Source organism: Delftia sp. JD2 (assembly GCF_001682645.1).
Classification (GTDB): Bacteria; Pseudomonadota; Gammaproteobacteria; order Burkholderiales; family Burkholderiaceae_C; genus Comamonas; species Comamonas acidovorans.
In genome coordinates this window covers 24,783-43,969 of record NZ_LFJT01000054.1, presented here as the reverse complement: position 1 = coordinate 43,969, position 19,187 = coordinate 24,783, and the positions used below count along the sequence as shown (strand labels likewise).

At 69.7% G+C, this 19,187-nt stretch carries 16 protein-coding genes; 11 read left to right on the top strand and 5 right to left on the bottom strand.

Translation table 11 applies throughout. The annotated features are described in order from the left end of the window. Positions 1–385: 385 nt before the first annotated feature. Positions 386–1,528, bottom strand: coding sequence for an acyl-CoA dehydrogenase family protein (locus tag ACM14_RS23520; RefSeq protein ID WP_012202629.1), 1,143 nt, complete (start codon positions 1,526–1,528; stop codon positions 386–388). A gap of 48 nt (positions 1,529–1,576) precedes the next feature. Continuing rightward, on the bottom strand, positions 1,577–3,142 hold the full coding sequence (locus tag ACM14_RS23515; protein WP_065347461.1) for an AMP-binding protein: 1,566 nt from the start codon (positions 3,140–3,142) through the stop codon (positions 1,577–1,579). A 162-nt stretch (positions 3,143–3,304) separates the two neighbouring features. Between ACM14_RS23515 and ACM14_RS23510 the strand changes: the two genes are divergently transcribed. From ACM14_RS23510 to ACM14_RS23495, 4 genes are read left to right on the top strand one after another with little or no spacing between them, the layout of a single operon-like run. Next, on the top strand, positions 3,305–4,492 hold the full coding sequence (locus tag ACM14_RS23510; protein ID WP_065347460.1) for a thiolase family protein: 1,188 nt from the start codon (positions 3,305–3,307) through the stop codon (positions 4,490–4,492). Positions 4,493–4,514: 22 nt separating this feature from the next. After that, positions 4,515–5,294, top strand: a complete 780-nt coding sequence (locus ACM14_RS23505; RefSeq protein ID WP_065347459.1) for an SDR family NAD(P)-dependent oxidoreductase — start codon at positions 4,515–4,517, stop codon at positions 5,292–5,294. A gap of 40 nt (positions 5,295–5,334) precedes the next feature. Then, on the top strand, positions 5,335–6,297 hold the full coding sequence (locus tag ACM14_RS23500) for a tripartite tricarboxylate transporter substrate binding protein (RefSeq protein ID WP_013804732.1): 963 nt from the start codon (positions 5,335–5,337) through the stop codon (positions 6,295–6,297). 21 nt (positions 6,298–6,318) lie between these two features. Next, a complete protein-coding gene (locus ACM14_RS23495) occupies positions 6,319–7,452 on the top strand; it encodes a CaiB/BaiF CoA-transferase family protein (RefSeq protein ID WP_065347458.1) in 1,134 nt (377 codons plus the stop codon). Position 7,453: 1 nt separating this feature from the next. Here ACM14_RS23495 and ACM14_RS23490 read toward each other — a convergent pair whose 3' ends face one another. Beyond that, entirely contained in the window at positions 7,454–8,236 is a 783-nt protein-coding gene (locus ACM14_RS23490; protein ID WP_065347457.1) for an IclR family transcriptional regulator, read from the bottom strand. Positions 8,237–8,430: 194 nt separating this feature from the next. Between ACM14_RS23490 and ACM14_RS23485 the strand changes: the two genes are divergently transcribed. Next, entirely contained in the window at positions 8,431–9,255 is an 825-nt protein-coding gene (locus ACM14_RS23485; protein ID WP_065347456.1) for a hypothetical protein, read from the top strand. A gap of 30 nt (positions 9,256–9,285) precedes the next feature. Here ACM14_RS23485 and ACM14_RS23480 read toward each other — a convergent pair whose 3' ends face one another. Further along, positions 9,286–10,110, bottom strand: coding sequence for an IclR family transcriptional regulator (locus ACM14_RS23480; RefSeq protein ID WP_065347455.1), 825 nt, complete (start codon positions 10,108–10,110; stop codon positions 9,286–9,288). A gap of 160 nt (positions 10,111–10,270) precedes the next feature. Here ACM14_RS23480 and ACM14_RS23475 point away from each other — a divergent pair, with 160 nt between their 5' ends. From ACM14_RS23475 to ACM14_RS23450, 6 genes are all read left to right on the top strand, one after another. Next, positions 10,271–11,251, top strand: coding sequence for a tripartite tricarboxylate transporter substrate binding protein (locus ACM14_RS23475; RefSeq protein ID WP_034389537.1), 981 nt, complete (start codon positions 10,271–10,273; stop codon positions 11,249–11,251). Between the two features lie 27 nt (positions 11,252–11,278). Then, positions 11,279–13,663, top strand: coding sequence for a cytochrome P450/oxidoreductase (locus ACM14_RS23470; RefSeq protein ID WP_065347454.1), 2,385 nt, complete (start codon positions 11,279–11,281; stop codon positions 13,661–13,663). A gap of 402 nt (positions 13,664–14,065) precedes the next feature. Beyond that, on the top strand, positions 14,066–14,617 hold the full coding sequence (locus ACM14_RS23465) for an N-acetyltransferase (protein WP_034389533.1): 552 nt from the start codon (positions 14,066–14,068) through the stop codon (positions 14,615–14,617). An 87-nt stretch (positions 14,618–14,704) separates the two neighbouring features. Then, a complete protein-coding gene (locus tag ACM14_RS23460) occupies positions 14,705–15,226 on the top strand; it encodes a sigma-70 family RNA polymerase sigma factor (protein ID WP_065347453.1) in 522 nt (173 codons plus the stop codon). After that, a complete protein-coding gene (locus ACM14_RS23455) occupies positions 15,223–16,194 on the top strand; it encodes a FecR domain-containing protein (RefSeq protein ID WP_065347452.1) in 972 nt (323 codons plus the stop codon). The genes ACM14_RS23460 and ACM14_RS23455 overlap by 4 nt, the downstream gene beginning before the upstream one ends. Positions 16,195–16,303: 109 nt before the next feature. After that, entirely contained in the window at positions 16,304–18,760 is a 2,457-nt protein-coding gene (locus ACM14_RS23450; RefSeq protein WP_065347451.1) for a TonB-dependent siderophore receptor, read from the top strand. Between the two features lie 61 nt (positions 18,761–18,821). Here the strand turns inward: ACM14_RS23450 and sugE are convergent, their stop codons facing one another. Beyond that, positions 18,822–19,139 carry a quaternary ammonium compound efflux SMR transporter SugE gene (gene sugE, locus ACM14_RS23445; RefSeq protein ID WP_012202617.1) on the bottom strand — a complete coding sequence of 106 codons (318 nt, stop codon included), beginning with the start codon at positions 19,137–19,139 and terminating at the stop codon, positions 18,822–18,824. Positions 19,140–19,187 lie beyond the last annotated feature (48 nt).

The window sequence follows — 19,187 nt, the reverse complement described above, 5'->3', positions numbered from 1 at the left end:
TTCGCTGAGCATTTCCACATCGAGGCTGAAGAGCTGGCTGATGTTTTCCTGGCCGCGCAATTCACGGAAATGCAGTTCATCGCCCAATGGCGTATGGATGGTGACTCGGCGTGTCATTGATGCTCACGCCCTGTCGGGGCGCCCTCCCGGTCTTTCGATACGGAAAGATCATGGAAGAATGAGCCGCCCCATGGAAATTCCAGTTTCTGCCGAAAAATAGGATTGCCAAAGGGAAGTTGCCGACTCTCCCACCCGGAACGGGCTTGGGAAAAGCCTAGGACAAGCGGCCGGAGCAAGGGCCTTCATGATGTGCTGCCGCCACACATCGCCCCGGCTGGCCGCCCCCGGATCAGGGCGCCGCACGCCCGCGCAGCCGCTCAGGGGTTCACAGTGTCCTGGCGATGATCTCCTTCATGATCTCGTCGCTCCCCCCGTAGATCCGCCCTATGCGCGCATCGGTCCAGGCGCGGCCGATCTGGTATTCGGTCATGTAGCCGTAGCCGCCGTGCAGTTGCAGGAATTCGTCGAGCAGGCGGTTTTGCAGCGCCGTGGCATTGAGCTTGACCATGGCCGCCCGGTCGGGCGCGAGCGCGCGACGCAGGTGCAGGGCGATGCAGTCGTCCACGAAGACGCGCAGCATGGTGGCCTGGGCCTTGGCCTCGGCCAGCTTGAAGCGCGTGTTCTGGAAGTCAAACACCGGCTGGCCGAAGGCCTTGCGCTCGCGCGTGTAGGCAATGGTCTTGTGCAAAAAGGCCTCGATGGAGGCGGCCGCGCGCACGGCCACCACCAGGCGCTCCTGGGCCAGTTCGTGCATCAGATACCTGAAGCCCGCGTTCTCCTCGCCCAGCAGGTGGTCGGCCGGCACGCGCACGTTGTCGAAGAACAGCTCCGAGGTGTCCTGCGCCATGAGGCCGATCTTCTCGAGCTTGCGGCCCTTGGAGAAGCCGGGCATGCCGTCCTCGACCACGATCAGGGACACGCCCTTGGCGCCCATCTCGGGCGCGGTCTTGGCGACGACGATGACCAGCTCCGAATTGATGCCGTTGGTGATGAAGGTCTTCTGGCCGTTGAGCACGTAGTGGTCGCCCTCGCGCCGCGCCGTGGTGCGCACGGACTTGAGGTCGCTGCCCGCGCCGGGCTCGGTCATGGCGATGGCGCCGATCAGCTCGCCTGCGGCCATGCGCGGCAGCCAGCGGTCCTTCTGCGCCTTGCTGCCATAGGCATGGATGTAGGGTGCGACGATGTCCGAATGCAGCGGAAAGCCCAGCCCGCTGGCGCCCGTGCGCGCGATCTCCTCCAGCAGCACGGCGGCATGGCCGAAGTCGCCGCCGCCGCCGTAGGGCTCGGGCAGCATGGGGTTGAGCAGGCCTTCGCGCCCGGCCTTGCGCCAAACCTCCTTGGGCACGATGCCCTGGCGCTCCCATTCGGCATGGTGGGGCACGATCTCGCGCTCGAAGAAGCGGCGGGCCTGCTCGCGGAACTGTTCATGGTCTTCGCGGTAGACGGAGCGCTCGGTCAGGTCTTGCATGGGTCGGTATCCGGTGGTTGTCGGTGAGGAAAGACGGTGAAGGGCCGTTCAGGCGCTGCGCAGGTTGAAGCCCGCGTGGGGCTGCTCGCGCAGCCTGTCCTTGAGCACGCGGCGCAGCAGCTTGCCCGTGGGCAGGCGCGGCAGCTCGTCCACGAACTGCAGGCGCTGCGGGCGCTTGAGGCGCGACAGCGTGGCGCCGGCCTCGGCGACGATGGCGCGCGCCATCTCGGCGCTGGCCGCATGGCCCTGGCGCAGCACGACCACGGCCATGGGCTGCTCGCCGAAGTCGGGCTCGGGCACGCCGACCACGGCCACCTCCTGCACGGCCGGGTGCGTGGCCAGCGCGTTCTCTATCTCCTGCGGATAGAGGTTGACGCCGCCCGAAAGGATGAGGTCGGCCCGCCGGTCGCTGAGGAAGAGGTAGCCCTCCTCGTCCACATGGCCCAGGTCGCCATAGGTGGCCCAGCCACGCTCGTCGATGGCCTCGCGGGTCTTGGCGGGGTCGTTGAGATAGGCGAAGGGCGCCACGTCCGAGAAGAACACGCGGCCGATCTGGCCCGCAGGCAGCTCCTGCCCGTCGTCACCCACGATGCGCAGCCTCCCGTAGCTGGCGCGGCCCACGGAGCCTGGACGCCGGCGCCATTCGGCGGAGTTGATCAGGGTGATGCCGCAGCCTTCGGAGCCTGCGTAGTACTCCAGCAGGATGTCGCCCCACCAGTCCAGCAGCGCCTGCTTGACGGCCACCGGGCAGGGCGCGGCCGCATGGATGGCGCAGCGGTGGCTGGACAGGTCATAGCCGTGCCGCACCTCCTCGGGCAGCTGCAGCAGGCGGCCCAGCATGGTCGGCACCCACTGGCTGTGGGTGATGCGGTAGCGCTCGATCATCGCCAGCGCCTGCTGTGCGTCGAAGCGCGCCGTGATCACCACCGCGCCGCCGCCGTCCAGCGTGCGCAGGCAGTAGCGCAGCGGTGCTGCGTGGTACAGCGGCGCGGGCGAGAGGTAGACCGCGTCGGCATCAAAGCCCATGTTGCGCTGCCAGGCCAGGAATTCGGGGTCGGCCTGCGTGCGGTAGAGCGCCGCCGGCAGCGCCTTCTTGATGCCCTTGGGCCGGCCCGTGGTGCCGGAGGAATACAGCAGGTCGCGCCCCAGCGGGCGGCCTGACAGGTCGATGGGCGCGGGCGCCTGCGCACGCCAGGCGGCCAGGGCATCGGCCAGCGACGGCAGGCCCGTGGATGCGCAGTCTCCGTCCACCGAATGCACGGTCGCGGCCAGCGCGGCCGGCAGCTGCGCCGCCGGGGCGGCGGAGGCAAAGACATGGCGCGCCCCGCTGTCGCCCAGGATGTAGGCCACCTCGGGCGCCGTCAGGTGGGTGCTGATGACCACCGCGTACAGGCCCGCCAGGCGCGCGGCCAGCACCAGCTCCAGGATCTCCACGCGGTTTTCCATCAGCACGGCCACCGTGTCGCCGGCCGCAAGGCCCTGCCCGGCCATCCACTGCGCCACCTCGCGCGAGCGCTGCGCCAGCGCGCCCGCCGTGTGCTGCTGGCCGCTGTCGCCCATGGTCAGCGCAACGCGGTCGGGCCGGGCATCGGCCCAGCTGTGAAAGTCATGCACGCCTGTCTCCTTTGCTTTTTTGAATCCGCCGTCTCGAATTCATCGGGTTTTCAGCAAGTATTTTTGTTTACGCTCGGTTTTTCATCCGGGAAAACGCTTTGTTCAATGCAAATTTCGAGACTTATCATTCATTTCATGAACCTCCAGTCTCATTAAATCCGCATGAACACTCCTGTCATCGTCGATGCCATCCGCAGTCCCATGGCCCGGGCCAAGCCCGATGGCGCCCTGGCCCAGCTCCACCCCGTCGATCTGCTCAGCCAGGTGCTGGAGCAGCTCGTGCAGCGCAACCGCATCGACCCCGGCGCGGTGGACGATGTGATCACCGGCTGCGTGAGCCAGGCCGGCGAGCAGGCCGGCACGCCGGGCCGCCTGGCCTGGCTGGCCGCAGGCCTGCCGGCCCATGTGCCGTCCACCACCATCGACCGCAAGTGCGGCTCCAGCCAGCAGGCGGTGCACTTTGCCGTGCAGGCCATCATGTCGGGCACGCAGGACATGGTGATCGCCTGCGGCGTGGAGTCCATGAGCCGCGTGCCCATGGGCAGCTCGCGCATGGGGCAGAACACCACGGGCGCGCGCTTCGATGCGCGCTTCGCGCCGGGGCTGGTGGGCCAGGGCGTGTCGGCCGACCTCGTGGCCGCGCGCTGGGGCCTGGGCCGCGAGGAACTGGATGCCTATGCCGCGCGATCGCACCAGCGCGCCCATGCGGCCCAGTCGGCCGGGCACTTCGAGCGCGAGATCGTGGGCATCACCACGCCTGCCGGCCTCTTCACGGCCGACGAGACCATCCGCCCGGGCACCACGGCGCAGAAGCTGGGCGCGCTCAAGGCCGTGTTCCAGAACGACGAGCTGTCGGCGCGCTTTCCGCAGATCCGCTGGCACACCACGGCGGGCAATGCCTCGCAGATGACCGACGGCGCCAGCGCCATGCTGCTGATGAGCGAGAAGCGCGCCCAGCAACTGGGCCTGCGCCCGCGTGCGCGCTTCGTGGCGCTGGACGTGGTGGGCGACGATCCGCTGTACATGCTCACGGCCCCCATTCCCGCCACGCGGCGCGTGCTGGCCAAGGCCGGCATGCGGCTGGAGCAGATGGACCACTGCGAGATCAACGAGGCCTTCGCCTCCGTGCCGCTGGCCTGGCTGAAAGAGCTGAGGGAACTGGGCGCCGACCCCGAGCGGCTGAACCCGCGCGGCGGCGCCATCGCCCTGGGGCATCCGCTGGGCGCCTCGGGCATCCGTCTGATGACCACCATGCTGCACGCGCTGGAGGACAGCGGCGCGCGCTACGGCCTGCAATCCATGTGCGAGGCCGGCGGCATGGCCAACGCCACCATCATCGAACGCCTGTGAGCCAGGCACGGGAGACACATCCATGCAACTGCAAGAGAACATGACGGCCCTGGTGACGGGCGGCGTATCGGGCCTGGGCGAGGCATCGGCCCAGGCGCTGCTGGAACGCGGCCTGAACGTGGTGGTGGTGGACCTGAACGAGGACCGCGGCGCGGCCATGGTGGACGCCGCCCGCCAGCGCCACGGCAGCCGCCTGCGCTTCGTGAAGGCCGACGTGGCCGAGGCCGACCAGATGGCCGCCGCCATTGCGGCCGCCGAGGACTTCGGCGAGTTCCGCGCCCTGGTGCACTGCGCGGGCGTGGGCGGGCCGCTGCGGCTGGTGGAGAAAGACGGCAGCCCGGGCTCGCTGGACAAGTACACGGGCATCGTGCGCGTGAACCTGATCGGCACCTTCAACACGCTGCGCCTGGCCGCCGCCAGCATGGCGCGCAACGAGCCCGTGCAAGGCGAGCGCGGCGCCTGCGTGCTCACGGCCTCAGTGGCGGGCTACGAGGGGCAGATCGGCCAGATTCCCTATGCGTCGGCCAAGGCCGGCATCATCGGCATGACCATCGTCGCCGCGCGCGACCTGGCCACGCGCATGATCCGCGTGTGCACCATTGCGCCGGGCCTGTTCGACACGCCCATCCTGGCCAAGCTGCCCGACAACATCCGCCAGTCGCTGGCCGCCTCCGTGCCCAACCCCGCACGCCTGGGCCACCCGTCCGAGTACGCGCTGACCGCGCTGCACATTCTTGAAAATCCCATGCTCAATGGCGAGACGATTCGCCTGGACGGCGCCATCCGCATGAGTCCTCGCTGAGAAGCGCCCTGGCCCAGCACACGCGCGGAGAAGAAACACCATGTTCAAACGCCTCACGCTGGCGGCTGCCGCCTGGCTGTGCGCCACGGCCGCCATTGCAGCCGACGCCTGGCCCACCCGGCCCATCACCCTGGTCGTGCCGGGCGCGGCCGGGGGCTCCACCGACATTCCCGCGCGGCTGCTGGCGCTCAAGCTGGGCGAGCGGCTGGGGCAGCCCGTCATCGTGGACAACAGGCCGGGCGCGGGCGGCTCCATCGGTGCCAGCCAGGTGGCACGCGCACAGCCGGACGGCTATACGGTGCTGGTGGGCAACACGGGCTCCAACGCCATCAACTACACGGCCTACAAGAAGCTGCCCTACAGGCCCGAGGACTTCGTGGCGCTGACGGACATGATCTCGTTTTCCAACGTGCTGGTCGTGCCGCAGGCATCGCCGGTGCGCTCGCTGGAGGACCTGCTCAAGGCCGCGCGGCAGGCGCCGGGCAAGTTGTCGTTCTCCTCGGCCGGCGTGGGCCAGACCACGCACCTCATGGGCGAGCTGCTGCGCGAGCGCACAGGCGTGGACGTGGTGCATGTGCCCTACCGCGGCTCGGCACCGGCGACGGCGGCCATCGTCTCGGGAGAGACGCAGTTCATGTTCGACAACCTCACGGCCTCGCTGGTGCACATCAAGGCGGGCAAGCTGCATCCCATCGCCGTGACGGGCGCGCAGCGCGAGCCCGAGCTGCCCAACGTGCCCACCACCACCGAGCTGGGCCTGCAGGACTTCGACAAGGTCGGCTGGATGGGTTTCTTCCTGCCCGCGCAGACGCCGCCCGCCGTGGTGCGCAAGCTCACCGACGGCCTGGTCGCCGTGCTCCGGGACCCCGAGGTGGCGCGCCGCTACCGCGAGCTCGGCGGCCGCCCGGGCGGCATGCCGCAGGCGCAGTTCACCCAGCTGGTGGACAACGACCGCAAGAGCTGGGGCGCGCTGATCACCAGCCGCCAACTGCAACTCGACTGAACCGATTTCGACGGAGACGCCATGAAGGTGCTGGACAGCGTGCGCGTGCTGGAGATTGGCGGCATCGGCCCGGGGCCGTTCTGCGCCATGCATCTGGCGGACCTGGGAGCCGATGTGGTGTCCATCGTGCGGCCCGAGGCGGAACCCGCCGCCACCTCAGCCGCCTCAGCCGCCTCCGCGCTGTCGCGCGGCAAGCGCTCGGTGTTCGCCGATCTCAAGTCAACCGAAGGGCGTGACCTGGTGCTGGCCCTGGTGCGCGATGCCGATGCGCTGATCGAGGGCATGCGGCCCGGCGCCATGGAGCGCCTGGGCCTGGGACCCGAGGCCTGCCAGGCCCTCAACCCGCGCCTGGTCTATGGCCGCATGACGGGCTGGGGCCAGGACGGCCCGCTGGCCCAGGCAGCCGGCCACGACAACAACTATGCGGCCGTCTCGGGCGCGCTGTGGGGGTGCGCGCCGGCCGATGCCCGGCCGGTCTCGCCGTTTGCCACGCTGGGCGACATCGGCGGCGGCGCCATGTACCTGATGACGGGGCTGCTGGCCGGCATCGTGCAGGCGCGCGCCACGGGGCGCGGCACGGTGGTGGACGCGGCCATCGTCGATGGTGCGGCGCACATGCTCAACCTCATGCTGCACGCGCGCCAGCGCGGGCTGGTGGCCGACGAGCGCGGCCACAGCATCCACGACAGTGCACCGTTCTACGAAACCTATGCCTGTGCCGATGGCGGCTTCATCACCGTGGGAGCCATCGAGCCGCAGTTCCACGCCCTGCTGCTGGACAGGCTGGGCCTGGCCGGTGCCGCAGCGTTCCAGGGCCCCCAGTGGGACCGCGCCGCCTGGCCCGCGCGGCGCGCGCAGCTGCAGACGCTGTTCGCCTCCCGGCCCCGCGCGTACTGGCAGCAATTGATGGAGGGCAGCGATGCCTGCTTCGGCGCCGTGCTCAGCCCTGTGGAAGCCGCCAGCCACCCGCACCTGCAGGCGCGTGGCGTCTATCTGCAGCCCGAAGGCGGCGCCCTGCAGGCCAGCCCCGCGCCGCGCTTTGACGGCCAGGCCTATGCGCCGGGTCCTGCAAATGCTGCAGGCTCAGACACCGCCAGCGTGCGGGAGAAGGTGAGCGCAGGGCGCGCGCAGGAAGTCTGGCGCAGCGCCCGCTGATTCACGAGAGGCTGGAGGCGCCCAGCATGCCTTCGACCAGGCGCACCAGCGTGATCAGGCGCGGCCCGGCATCGCTTTCCAGCGCGCGGCTTTGCGGGCTGTAGATGGGCAGGGAGACCGAGAACACCCAGTACTCGCCGTCCTGGGCCGTGGACATGGGCACGGCAATGGACTGGATCTCGCGGTGCAGGTCGCCGTGGCTGCGGCAAAAGCCGTGCTCGGCCAGGTCGCGCCTCGCATCGTCGAGCCGCTCGCGCAGTTGCTGGCCGCGTGCGGGATCGTCGGCCTGCAGTTCCGCGATGAAGGCCTCGCGCTCGGCCTCGGGCAGGCTCAGCAGGTAGGCGCGGCCCGTGGCGGTGCGCGACAGCGAGATGTGCACGCCGATCTCGGGCAGGAAGACCTTGTTGGTCAGGCCGTTGGCCAGCTCCACCAGGCACAGCTGGCGGCCGTGCCCCACGGCCAGCTGGATCTGGCCTTCCAGATGGTTGGCCAGCTCCTGCATGTGCGGCCGCGCGAACTGGCGCATGTGCATGCGCGCCAGCACGGGCGAGGACAGGTTCAGCAGCCCCACGCCCGGCACGTACTTGGACAGGCGCTCGGAGTAGCGCATCAGGTTCAGTTCGCACAGGGTGTCGATCAGGCGGAACAGCGTGGGCTTGGGCAGGCCCGTCATGTCCATCAGTTCACGGGCGCTGAGTTCCTGGTGCTTGTTGGAAAAGCACTGGAGCACGGAGATGCCGCGCACCAGGGCGGCCACCAGCTTGCCACTGTCTTCTGTGTTCATGAATGGTTTTCGGCACTGCTAAAGATGAAACGATTGTCTCAATTTTCCGGCTGCCAAGCGGCAAATCCACCGGCCTTGCCGCAGTGCAAACCCTGGCGCCACCGCCGGCCGGCGCAAGCGGCAAGTCCTGGCACGGCACAATTGCCGCATCCGGCTGGCGTTGCGCGCCAGCCACTCACTTTCCAGAGCCTGCCGTGTCCGAACCGTCCTTCGCCGTCCCGCCTACCGAGCCGCCAGACTACGACGCCTTTTTGCGCGCCCATGTGCTGAGCCAGCCCCTGAGCATCCAGCGCTATGACCGGGAAGACGAAACCATCTGGGTCAAGCGCGCGGGCGCCAGCAATCCGGCATGGCGCTATCGCGCGCTGGCCCTGCTCGCCTTGTGCCTGCGCCTGCCCGTGCTGCGGCCCGTGCCCAATCCCGGCGGCCACGAAGCCATCCGCACCGAGGTGCGCCGCCTGCGCCAGCTCGCGCAGCGCGGCCTGCGCGTGCCTGCCGTGCTGGCCGAGTGCGAGGACGGCTTTGCCATGCGCCACCTGGGCAGCCCCGGCGTGGAGGCGCCCTCGCTGGGCAATGCCATGGAAGCCGCCCTGCCCCGGGGGGATGGCAGCACGCTGGCGCTGTGGCTGCAGGGCCTGCAGACCCTGCAGCAGGTGCATGGCAGCGGCGACTGCCTGAGCCAGGCCTTTGCGCGCAACATGGTCTGCTGTGCCGATGGCGTGATCGGCTTCATCGACTTCGAGGACGACCCCGCCGCCCACCTGCCCCTGGCGCTGTGCCGCGTGCGCGATGCCCTGTGCTACGCCCACTCCACGGCCTGGATACTGGAGCAGGCCGGCGCCATGCCGGCCGCGCGCACGGCCTGGCGGGATTTCGTGCAGTCCATGGAGCCCGAAACCCGCGCCCTGATGGCGCGCACCGTGAAACAGCTGGCCTGGGTGCGCCGCCTGCCCGAAAGCCGCCGCCTGGGCCGCGACATGCAGCGCGTGCGCATGGCCTACACGCTGGTGACGCCGTAGCGGCAGCGGGCTGCAGGCCTCAGCCGGGCCTCAGCCGGGCAGGTGGCCCAGCGAGGCGCTGACGCGCGCCGCTTCGGCGCGCAGGGCCCGGGCCACCGCGCCCTGCGGGTCCGGGTCGAAGCCGCCGCTGGCGCCCAGCGCGCACAGCACGCCCACCACATGGCCCGTGTAGTCTTGCAGCGGCGCCGCCACGGCGCTGATGCCCGGCAGGTTGACGTCGCGCACCGAGGCGCAGCCCGCAGCGCGGATCTCGCGGCGCAGCGTGCCCAGCGGGTCCGCGCCATCGAGCAGCGCGCGCCGCGCGGCCGGCGCCTCGGCCAGCTCCCGGGCCAGCAGCGCATCCACGCGGGCATCGTCGTCCATGAAGGCGAAGAAGGCGCGCCCCGTGGCCGACCACAGCAGCGACATCACCGAGCCCACGCGCACATTGACGGTGACCGGCAGGCCCGGCTCCTCGAAGCGCACGATGGTCGGCCCCAGGTTGCCCATCACAGCCACGAAGCTGGTGACCTGCAAGGCCTCGCGCAGGTGCAATAGGGCCGGCTCGGCCAGGCGGATGGGGTCGGACTGCCGCATGGCGGCCAGGCCCACGCGCATGGCCTCGGCCGCCAGCGCGTACTGCGTGCCGCCACGGTCCTGCTCCACCAGCCCCTCGGCCATCAGGCTGGCCAGGTAGCGGTGGACCTTGGCCGGGCTTTCCTCCACCGCGCCCGCGATGGCTGTGAGGCTGGCGCGTCCGCCCAGCGTGGCCAGGGCCTTGAGCACGGCCAGGCAGGTCTCGGCGGCCTGCACGCGCTGGCGCCTTTCGCGCGGCGGCGCGGGCTCGTCAATCTCGGAGGCAACAGTGGAAGTCATGGCGGCAGGGCGGGTCTGGAAAGGCCTGTTTTAAGGGCTGGCGGGGCATTGTGCCGCAGCTTGCGGGTAATCCCGGGCGGTGTTTTTACGCAATGCGTAGAAAAATTACGCAAAACAAGATTCCATGGATTCCACCCAGGCCTCACCGGAGACAAGCCCCATGCACAAGCGCCTTTTCCTCACCACACTGGCCGCAGGCCTGCTATCGGCCACCGCCCTGCCCGGCGCGCTGGCCCAGGACGGATTCCCCAGCAGGAACGTGCGCTGGATCGTTCCCTACGCGGCCGGCGGCGGCTCGGACTTCCTGGCCCGCACCATAGGCCAGGCCTGGGGCGGCCAGGTGCACCAGCCCATCGTGGTGGACAACCGCCCGGGCGGCAACACGGCCATAGGCGCCTCGGAAACCGCGCGCGCCGCCGCCGATGGCTACACCGTGCTGTCGGCCGACAACGGCACCCTGGTCTTCAATCCCGTGCTCTACAAGAGCCTCAGCTACAACCCCGCCAGGGACCTTGCGCCGGTCACGCTGATGGGCCGCTTCCCGATGATCCTGGTGGCCGGCCCCGGCATGGCAGCGGCCACGGCCAAAGACTTCCTGGCCCAGGCGCGCACCAGCAAGGACGGCGTGAACTACGCCTCGGCCGGTGCCGGCAGCCCGCACCACCTGGCCATGGAACTGCTCAGGGTGGAGGCCGGCCTGAAGCTGGTGCACGCCCCCTACAAGGGCGCGGCACCGGCCCTGGGCGACGTGGCGGGCGGCCAGGTGCCCGTGATGATGGTGGACCTGGCCGCGGGCGCAGGCTTCATCAAGGGCGGCAAGGTCCGCCCGCTGGCCGTGGCCAACGCCACGCGCCTGCCCCAGTTGCCCGACGTGCCCACCTTCGCCGAGCTGGGCCTGCCCAAGGTGCAGGCCGCCGCCCTGGTGGGACTGGTGGCGCCCGCCAGGACCCCGGCCCCGGTCATCGCGGCCCTGCACAGGCAGGTCGTGGCCGCGATCAACGAGCCCGCCGTGCGCCAGAAGCTCGTGGATTTCGGCGTGGAGCCCGTGGGCAACACGCCCGAGCAGTTCGCCGCGCTGCTGGCCAGCGAAAGCACGCGCTGGCACCAGCTGATCCGCGACCAGAACATCACTTTGGATTGACCCTCCGCGCCTGCCTGCGAACCTGCCATGACTGCCTCCGCCGCCCCCGACACCGCCCCGTCCGCCTTTGCGTCCGGCTCTGCGCCAGCCTCCGTGCGCTGCCCCTTCGACCACCGCCAGCCCAGCGGCCAGACCGGCCCCACGGGCTGCCCCGTCAGCGCGGGTGCCGCGGCCTTCGACCCGTTCAGCGACGGCTACCAGCAGGACCCGCCCGAATATGTGCGCTGGGCGCGCGAGCAGGAGCCGGTGTTCTACAGCCCGCAACTGGGCTACTGGGTGGTCACGCGCTTCGACGACATCAAGGCGGTGTTCCGCGACAACATCGCCTTCAGTCCCTCGATCGCGCTGGAGAAGATCACGCCCACGGGCGAGGAGGCCAATGCCGTGCTGGCCTCCTACGGCTTCGCGCTGAACCGCACCCTGGTCAACGAGGACGAGCCCGCCCACATGCCGCGCCGCCGCGCGCTGATGGACCCGTTCACGCCCGAGGAGCTGCGCCACCACGAGCCCATGGTGCGCGAGCTGGCGCGCGCCTATGTGGACCGCTTCATCGACGACGGCCGCGCCGACCTTGTGGACCAGATGCTGTGGGAGGTGCCGCTGACCGTGGCCCTGCACTTTCTCGGCGTGCCCGAGGAGGACATGGACCGGCTGCGCGAGTACTCCATCGCCCACACCGTCAACACCTGGGGCCGGCCCCGGCCAGAGCAGCAGGTGGCCGTGGCCCATGCGGTGGGCAACTTCTGGCAGCTGGCCGGCAAGGTGCTGGCCAAGATGCGCGAGAACCCCGATGCGCCGGGCTGGATGCAATACGGCATACGCAAGCAAAAGGAGCTTCCCGAGGTCGTCACCGACTCCTACCTGCACTCCATGATGATGGCCGGCATCGTGGCCGCGCACGAGACCACGGCCAATGCCACGGCCAACGCCGTCAAGCTGCTGCTGCAGCATCCCGGCGCCTGGAAGCAGATCTGCGAGAACCCCGCGCTGATCCCCAATGCCGTGGAGGAATGCCTGCGCCACAACGGCTCGGTGGCCGCCTGGCGGCGCCTGGCCACGCGCGACGTGGTGATCGGCGGCGTGGCCGTGCCGGCGGGCTCGAAGCTGCTCATCGTGACCTCGTCGGCCAACCACGACGAGCGGCATTTCGCCGATGCCGACTTCTTCGACATCCACCGCGACAACGCCGGCGACCACCTGACCTTCGGCTATGGCTCGCACCAGTGCATGGGCAAGAACCTGGCGCGCATGGAGATGCAGATCTTCCTGGAGGAGTTCACGCGCCGCCTTCCCCACATGCGGCTGGCCGAGCAGCGGTTCACCTACGTGCCCAACACCTCGTTCCGGGGCCCCGAGCACCTGTGGGTGGAATGGGACCCGGCCCTCAACCCCGAGCGCGCCCGTCCCGCCCTGCTGCAGGCGCGCCAGCCCGTGCGCATTGGCGAAGCCCTGCAGGGCGGCGCCAGCCGGCCCATGGTCGTGGCCGAGGCCGAGGCCGCCGCCGAAGGCGTGCTGCGCCTGCGCCTGAAGGCCGCCGATGGACATGCCCTGCCGCGCTGGACGCCGGGCTCGCACATCGACCTGCAATGCGGCGACACGGGCCTGTCACGCCAGTACTCGCTGTGCGGCGACCCGCAGGACACCGGCAGCTACCAGATTGCCGTGCTGCGCGAGGCCAACGGCCGTGGCGGCTCGGCCTGGGTGCATGAGCATCTGCACCGCGGCGCCAAAGTACAGGTGCGGGGCCCGCGCAACCATTTCCCGCTGGACGAAGGCGCCAGCCACCTGATCCTGGTGGCCGGCGGCATCGGCATCACGCCCATCTCGGCCATGGCACGGCGCGCCAGGGCGCTGGGCCTGTCCTATGAAATCCACTACAGCGGCCGGCGCCGCGCGGGCATGGCGCTGCTGGCGCCGCTGCTGGCCGAGCATGGCGCCAGACTGCATCTGTACGTGGCGGAGGAAGGCCGGCGCGCCGACTACGCCGCCTTGCTGGCCACGCCGCGCGCCGGAGCCCGCATCCATGCCTGCGGACCGGCGCGCCTGCTGGACGGCCTGGAGGCCGCCAGCCGCCACTGGCCCGAGGACAGCCTGCGCGTGGAGCATTTCGTCTCCACCGTGGGGGCGCTGGACCCTGCCAGGGAGCAGGGCTTCGAGGTGGAACTGCGCGCCTCGGGCCTTGTGCTGCAGGTGCGCAACGACCAGACGCTGCTGGACGCCCTGCACAGCGCGAAGATCGAAGTGCAAAGCGACTGCCGGGAAGGGCTGTGCGGGTCCTGCGAAGTGCCTGTGCTCGACGGCGAGGTGGACCACCGCGACATGGTGCTCACGCGCGGCGAGCGCGCGGCCTGCACCAAGATGATGAGCTGCTGCTCGCGCGCCAGGAGCGGCAGGCTGGTGCTGGGCCTGTAGCCAGGGCTACAGGGCAGCCCGGCGCCCAGAAACACAAAAGCCCCAAGGCCATCATCGGCAATGGGGCGATCGCATCGGTGGGCGCGCTTCGGGGCGCACCTGCCTCCAACCGGATTACTGGTTGGCGATTTCGAGCTCGGCGTTGCGGGCTTGCTGGATGAAATCGATCAGGGAATAGATTGCTTGGCGCATGGTGAACTTCCTTACTGAGACGCTCAACAATCACTGGCGGCATGCATCTCAAGTGCCGCGAATGCCGGGAAAACCCTCTAAGCGTTTACCCTAGGTCTAAGTATAAACCACTAGATCCACCCATGCAAAGGCACAGTTGTAAGCGCACGTCAAGATTCCGCAGAGGAGCCCAACTGCGTCCCAATGTCAGGCATGGGATGATTCAGGCTTATGACCGCGCCTTCCGTTTCTCTCGCACCCTGGCACATAGAGCCGCTGAACCCGGCCGAGGCGCCGTGGCCGCTGCTGCTGTCGGCGGATCCGTCGCGGGAGAAGGTGCGCGGCTATCTGGCGGGCTCCACCTGTTTTGCCGCGCGCGAGTCCTTCCAGCGCGAAGGCCAGCCGCCGCGTCCCGGCGGGCGCGGCGAGGTATTGGGCATGTGCGTGCTGGTGCCGCTGCGCGCCAGCGGCGACGAGGCCTCAGGCCCACCCGCCTGGGAGCTGATGAACATCGCGGTCGCGGAATCGCTGCACCACCGGGGCCTGGGCAGCGCCCTGCTGCGGCGCGCCATCGAATGGGCGCGCTCCCAGCGAGCGCCGCGCATCGAGGTCGGCACAGGCAGCTTCGGCGACCAGCTGGTCTTCTACCAGCGCGCGGGTTTTCGCGTGACGGGCATAGACCGGGATTTCTTCCTCAGGCACTACACCACCCAGCTGTGGGAGCGCGGCGTGCAGCATCGCGACATGCTGCGCCTGACGCTGGAGCTGGGCACGGGCCGCTGAGGGCCTCGCGGGCGAGGTGAATCACGGGGAGTGAGGGCATGGCGTGATAATTGAGACGCATTCCCATCCCATCACCTGTCCCGCCGCATGCCCGCCCATCCCCTGCCGCCACCTCCCGTCGCCGTGCTCTACGCAGACCACCATGGCTGGCTGCAAGGCTGGCTGCGCCGCAAGCTGGGCGACACCGCACAGGCGCAGGACCTGACGCACGACACCTTCGTGCAACTGCTCACCACCCGCCACCTTCCACCGCTGGACAACCCGCGCGCCTACCTGACCACCATGGCCAAGCGCACGCTGTTCTCCTTCTGGCGCAGGCGCGACCTGGAGCAGGCCTACCTGGAGGCGCTGGCGGCCCAGCCCGCCATGCACCAGCCCTCGGAAGAGGAACGCTATGCCATCGTGCAGGCGCTGCAGGCCGTGGACCGCGTGCTGCAGTCGCTGCCACCCACCACGCGCCGCGTGCTGCTGCTCAACCAATTGCACGACATGCCCTACCGGGAGATCGCGCTGCGCCTGGGCATTGCCGAGATCACCGTGCGGCGCCACATGGGCCGCGCCATAGCCGCCTGCTGCGCACTGGACTGCGCAACGGCGCTGCCGCAATGAGTGCCACCTCGGCCGCCGCCCTGCGCCAGCAGGCCATCGCCTGGCTGGTGGAGTCGCGCTCGGGAGCCATGACCGAGCACCAGCGCAAGGCCCTGGACCGTTGGCGACAGGCCGACCCGGCCCACGAAGCCGCGTGGTCCCAGGTGAGCGGCTCGCTGGAGCGCGTGCTCCAACCGCTGGCGCCCCACACCTCCAGCCATGCGTCAGCCGATGCAGCGCTGAGCGCACTGCTGCAGCCCGACCGCCGCCGCAGGCGCATTGCGGGCGGCGCACTGGCCTTTGCGGGCGCGGCCCTGGGAGGCCTGGTGGCCCACCGATTCACGCCGCTGCCCGGCCTGCTGGCCGATGCCCATACCGCCACGGCCGAGCGGCGCAGCCTGGAGTTGGCCGACGGCAGCCGGCTGCTGCTGGACGCGCGCAGCGCCATCGATATCGACCTGGGCGCCGACCGCCGCCGCGTGCATCTGCGCCAGGGCGCGCTGATCGCGCAGGTGTCGGCCGGCAGCCCCTTCACCGTGCAGACCCGGCATGGCCAGGCCCAGGTGCCGGCAGCGCACGGCGCGCGCTTCATGGTGCGCCTGCAGGAAGAGCGCACGCAGGTGGCCGCGCTCGCGCAGGACGTGGACTTGCACACACGGCTGGGCGCACAGTCCCCGCTGCAGGCCGGCGCCAGCGCCTGGATGGACGGGGCCGCCATTTCCGAGGCCCTGGCGCGCGCCGAGGCGGCAGCGGCCTGGCAAAGCGGCATGCTGGCCGTGGACGATTGGCCGCTGGACTCGGTGGTCGATGCCCTGCGGCCTTACCGGACCGGCCTGTTGCGCATCGCCCCTGCCGCCTCCCGGCTGCGCGTGCTGGGCACCTTTGCGCTGGACGATACCGACCGTGCGCTGCAGGCGCTGGCCAGCAGCCTGCCCATCCGCGTGACGCGCTATCGCGGCGGCTGGCTGACGCTGATCGATGCGGCCTGAGGCCCGGTCAACGCGGGGCTCCAAAAAAAAACTGCGCCAGGGGTGATCACATCCCGCCCGCTCGCGCGACATGTCCTGTGTCATCCCCCATTCTCCGGAGTCCACAAGCATGTCCCGCTCTCTTTTCGCATGGCGCCCCGTGGCCCATGCCGCAGCCCTGGCCGCCCTCATCGCCACCCTGCCCCTCCAGGCCCAGACCACCCAGGAGGCCGCGGTAGCCTCCGGCGCCGAAGCCGCCCAGCGCCAACGCTATGACCTGCCAGCCGGGCCACTGGCCCGGACGCTGCTGGCCATTGGCCAGCACAGCGGCCGCACGCTGTCGCTGGACCCCGCCCTGGCCTCGGGCAAGCAGGCGCCGGCGATCCAGGGCAGCTACACGGCGGAGCAGGCGCTGCAGGCCGCGCTGGCCGGCAGCGGCCTGGTGCTCACGCGCGATGCCCAGGGCGTGCTCGGCGTGCGGCCAGCGCCCCAGGCCAGCGCCCTGCCTGCGTCGGCAGCGCCTTTGCCGGAGCAAGGCGTCAGCCTGGCCACGGTGACCGTGTCCGGCAAGGCCCCGGGCTCGACCACGGAGGGCACGGACTCCTACACCACGGCATCGTCCAGCAGCTCCACGCGCCTGAACCTGGCTCCCCAGGAGACGCCCCAGGCGCTGACCGTGATGACGCGCCAGCGGCTGGAGGATCTGGGCACCACGCGGCTCAGCGACATGCTGGAGGCCGCGCCTGGCATCATCGTCACGCGCGACGGCCTGGGTGCCGAAAGCGACGGCTACTGGTCGCGGGGTTTCGAGATCCAGAACTACGAGATCGATGGCGTGCCCACGGCTGCGGGCCTGAACCAGTACACCCAGCACATGGCCATGTACGACCGCGTGGAGATCGTGCGCGGCGCCACGGGCCTCATCAGCGGCATGGGCAACCCCTCGGCCACCATCAACCTGATCCGCAAGCGCCCCACGGCCAGACCCCAGACGCAACTCAATGTCGATGCCGGCAGCTGGGGACGCCGAGGCGCGGGCCTGGACATCTCCCGCCCGCTGAACCAGGACGGCTCGGCCCGCGCGCGCCTGGTTGCGGACTACCAATCGGGCGATGCCTGGCTGGAGCGCTACCACCAGGACTCGCGCCTGCTGTACGGCATCGCCGAGGTCGATCTCGACGACCGGACCCTGTGGACCGTGGGCTTCAGCTACCTGCGCAACGATGTGGATGCGCCGATGCGCTCGGGCCTGCCGTCGCGGTTTCCGGACGGCAGTGCCACCCGGCTGCCCCGCGCCCTGAACGGATCGCCGAACTGGTCGTACAACAACCATGAGCAAAGCGGCTTCTTCACCTCCATCGAGCGCGAGCTGAGCGGCGGCTGGACCGGCAAGGTCGAGTACGCCTACGGCCAGGACCGCTACGACTCGGTCTACACCTACCTCAACGGCACGCTGCAGGCCGATGGCAGCGGCACCAGCCTGCTGCCCGTGCGCTTTCAGGGCCAGCCGCGCCAGCACAACCTCGACATGTACCTGACCGGCCCGCTCAAACTGTTCGGCCGCGAGCACGAGTTGATCGCCGGCCTGACGCTGTCGCGCTTCGAGGACAAGGGACCCACCTCCGGCAGCTGGCTCTACGACTACTCCGACTCGGCCGCAGGCCGCATAGACAACCTGTTCACCTATGACGGCAGCAATCCCGTGCCCGACTTCGCGGCCAGCGGCCGGTTCTCCACCAAGGAGCACCAGTACGCAGGCTATCTGACCGGACGTTTCCGCATCTCCGAGCCGCTGCGCCTGATCCTGGGCAGCCGCCAGATCTACTGGGGGCGCGATACCGCCAGCACGCCCGACACCGGAGAGGCCACCACCACCCGCGCCCGGGAGAACGGCGCCTTCATCCCCTACGTGGGCGCCGTCTACGACATGACGCCTCAGTGGGCGCTGTACGCCAGCTACACCAAGATCTTCAATCCCCAGGCCTCCTGGGTGCGCGATGAGAACAATGCGACGCTGGCGCCCATGGAAGGCCGGGGACTGGAGGTCGGCATCAAGGGCAGGCACCTGGACGGCAAGCTCAACTCCAGCCTGGCCCTGTTCAACCTCAAGCAGGACAACCTGGCGGTGTGGCAGGCGCAATTTCCGGGCAGCAATGTCTACAAGGCCGAGCAGAACACCACCTCCCAGGGGCTGGAGATGGAACTGAGCGGTGAGCTGGCGCCGGGCTGGCAGGTCTCTGCCGGCTATGCCAACACCCTGACCACGAATGCAGAGGGCCAGCGCATCAACACCATGCTGCCGCGCAACAGCGTCAAGCTCTTCAGCAGCTACCGCCTGGGCGGCGCACTACAGGGGCTGACACTGGGCGGCGGGGTGAACTGGCAAAGCGAGGTAGGCGACGCCACGGTGCGGCAGGCCAGCTATGCCGTGGTGAACCTGATGGCACGCTATGACATCGACCGGCACTGGAGTGCGTCGGTGCACCTGAACAACGCCCTGGACCGCAAGTACTTCAGCTACGCGGGCTACTACAGCCACTACGGCACGCCGCGCAATCTGATGGTGGGCGTCAAATACCGCTTCTGAGCCAGGTTCTGAGCCCGGTCCCCGACCTCCTGCCGGCCTGGCCGGCAGGGGGCGGCCCCGCTCAGTCCGAGGACAGCTTCATCAGCACCAGGCCCGAAACGATGAGCACGGCCGCGCCGATGCGCATGGCGCTGACCTGCTCGCCCAGGACCGTGATGCCGACCAGGAAGGCGCCCACGGCGCCGATGCCGGTCCAGATCGTGTAGGCCGTGCCCAGCGGCAGGCTGCGCATGGCCACGGCCAGCAGGCCAAAGCTGGCGATCATGGTGACGATGGTGATGGCGCTGGGCACCAAGCGCGTGAAGCCGTGCGATTGCTTCATCGAGAACGCCCAGACCACTTCGAGCAGCCCCGCCACCAACAGATAGACCCATGCCATGGAAAACTCCTTGTGGAGCCGGGTCGTCCCGGCGCATGCATGTCCCGA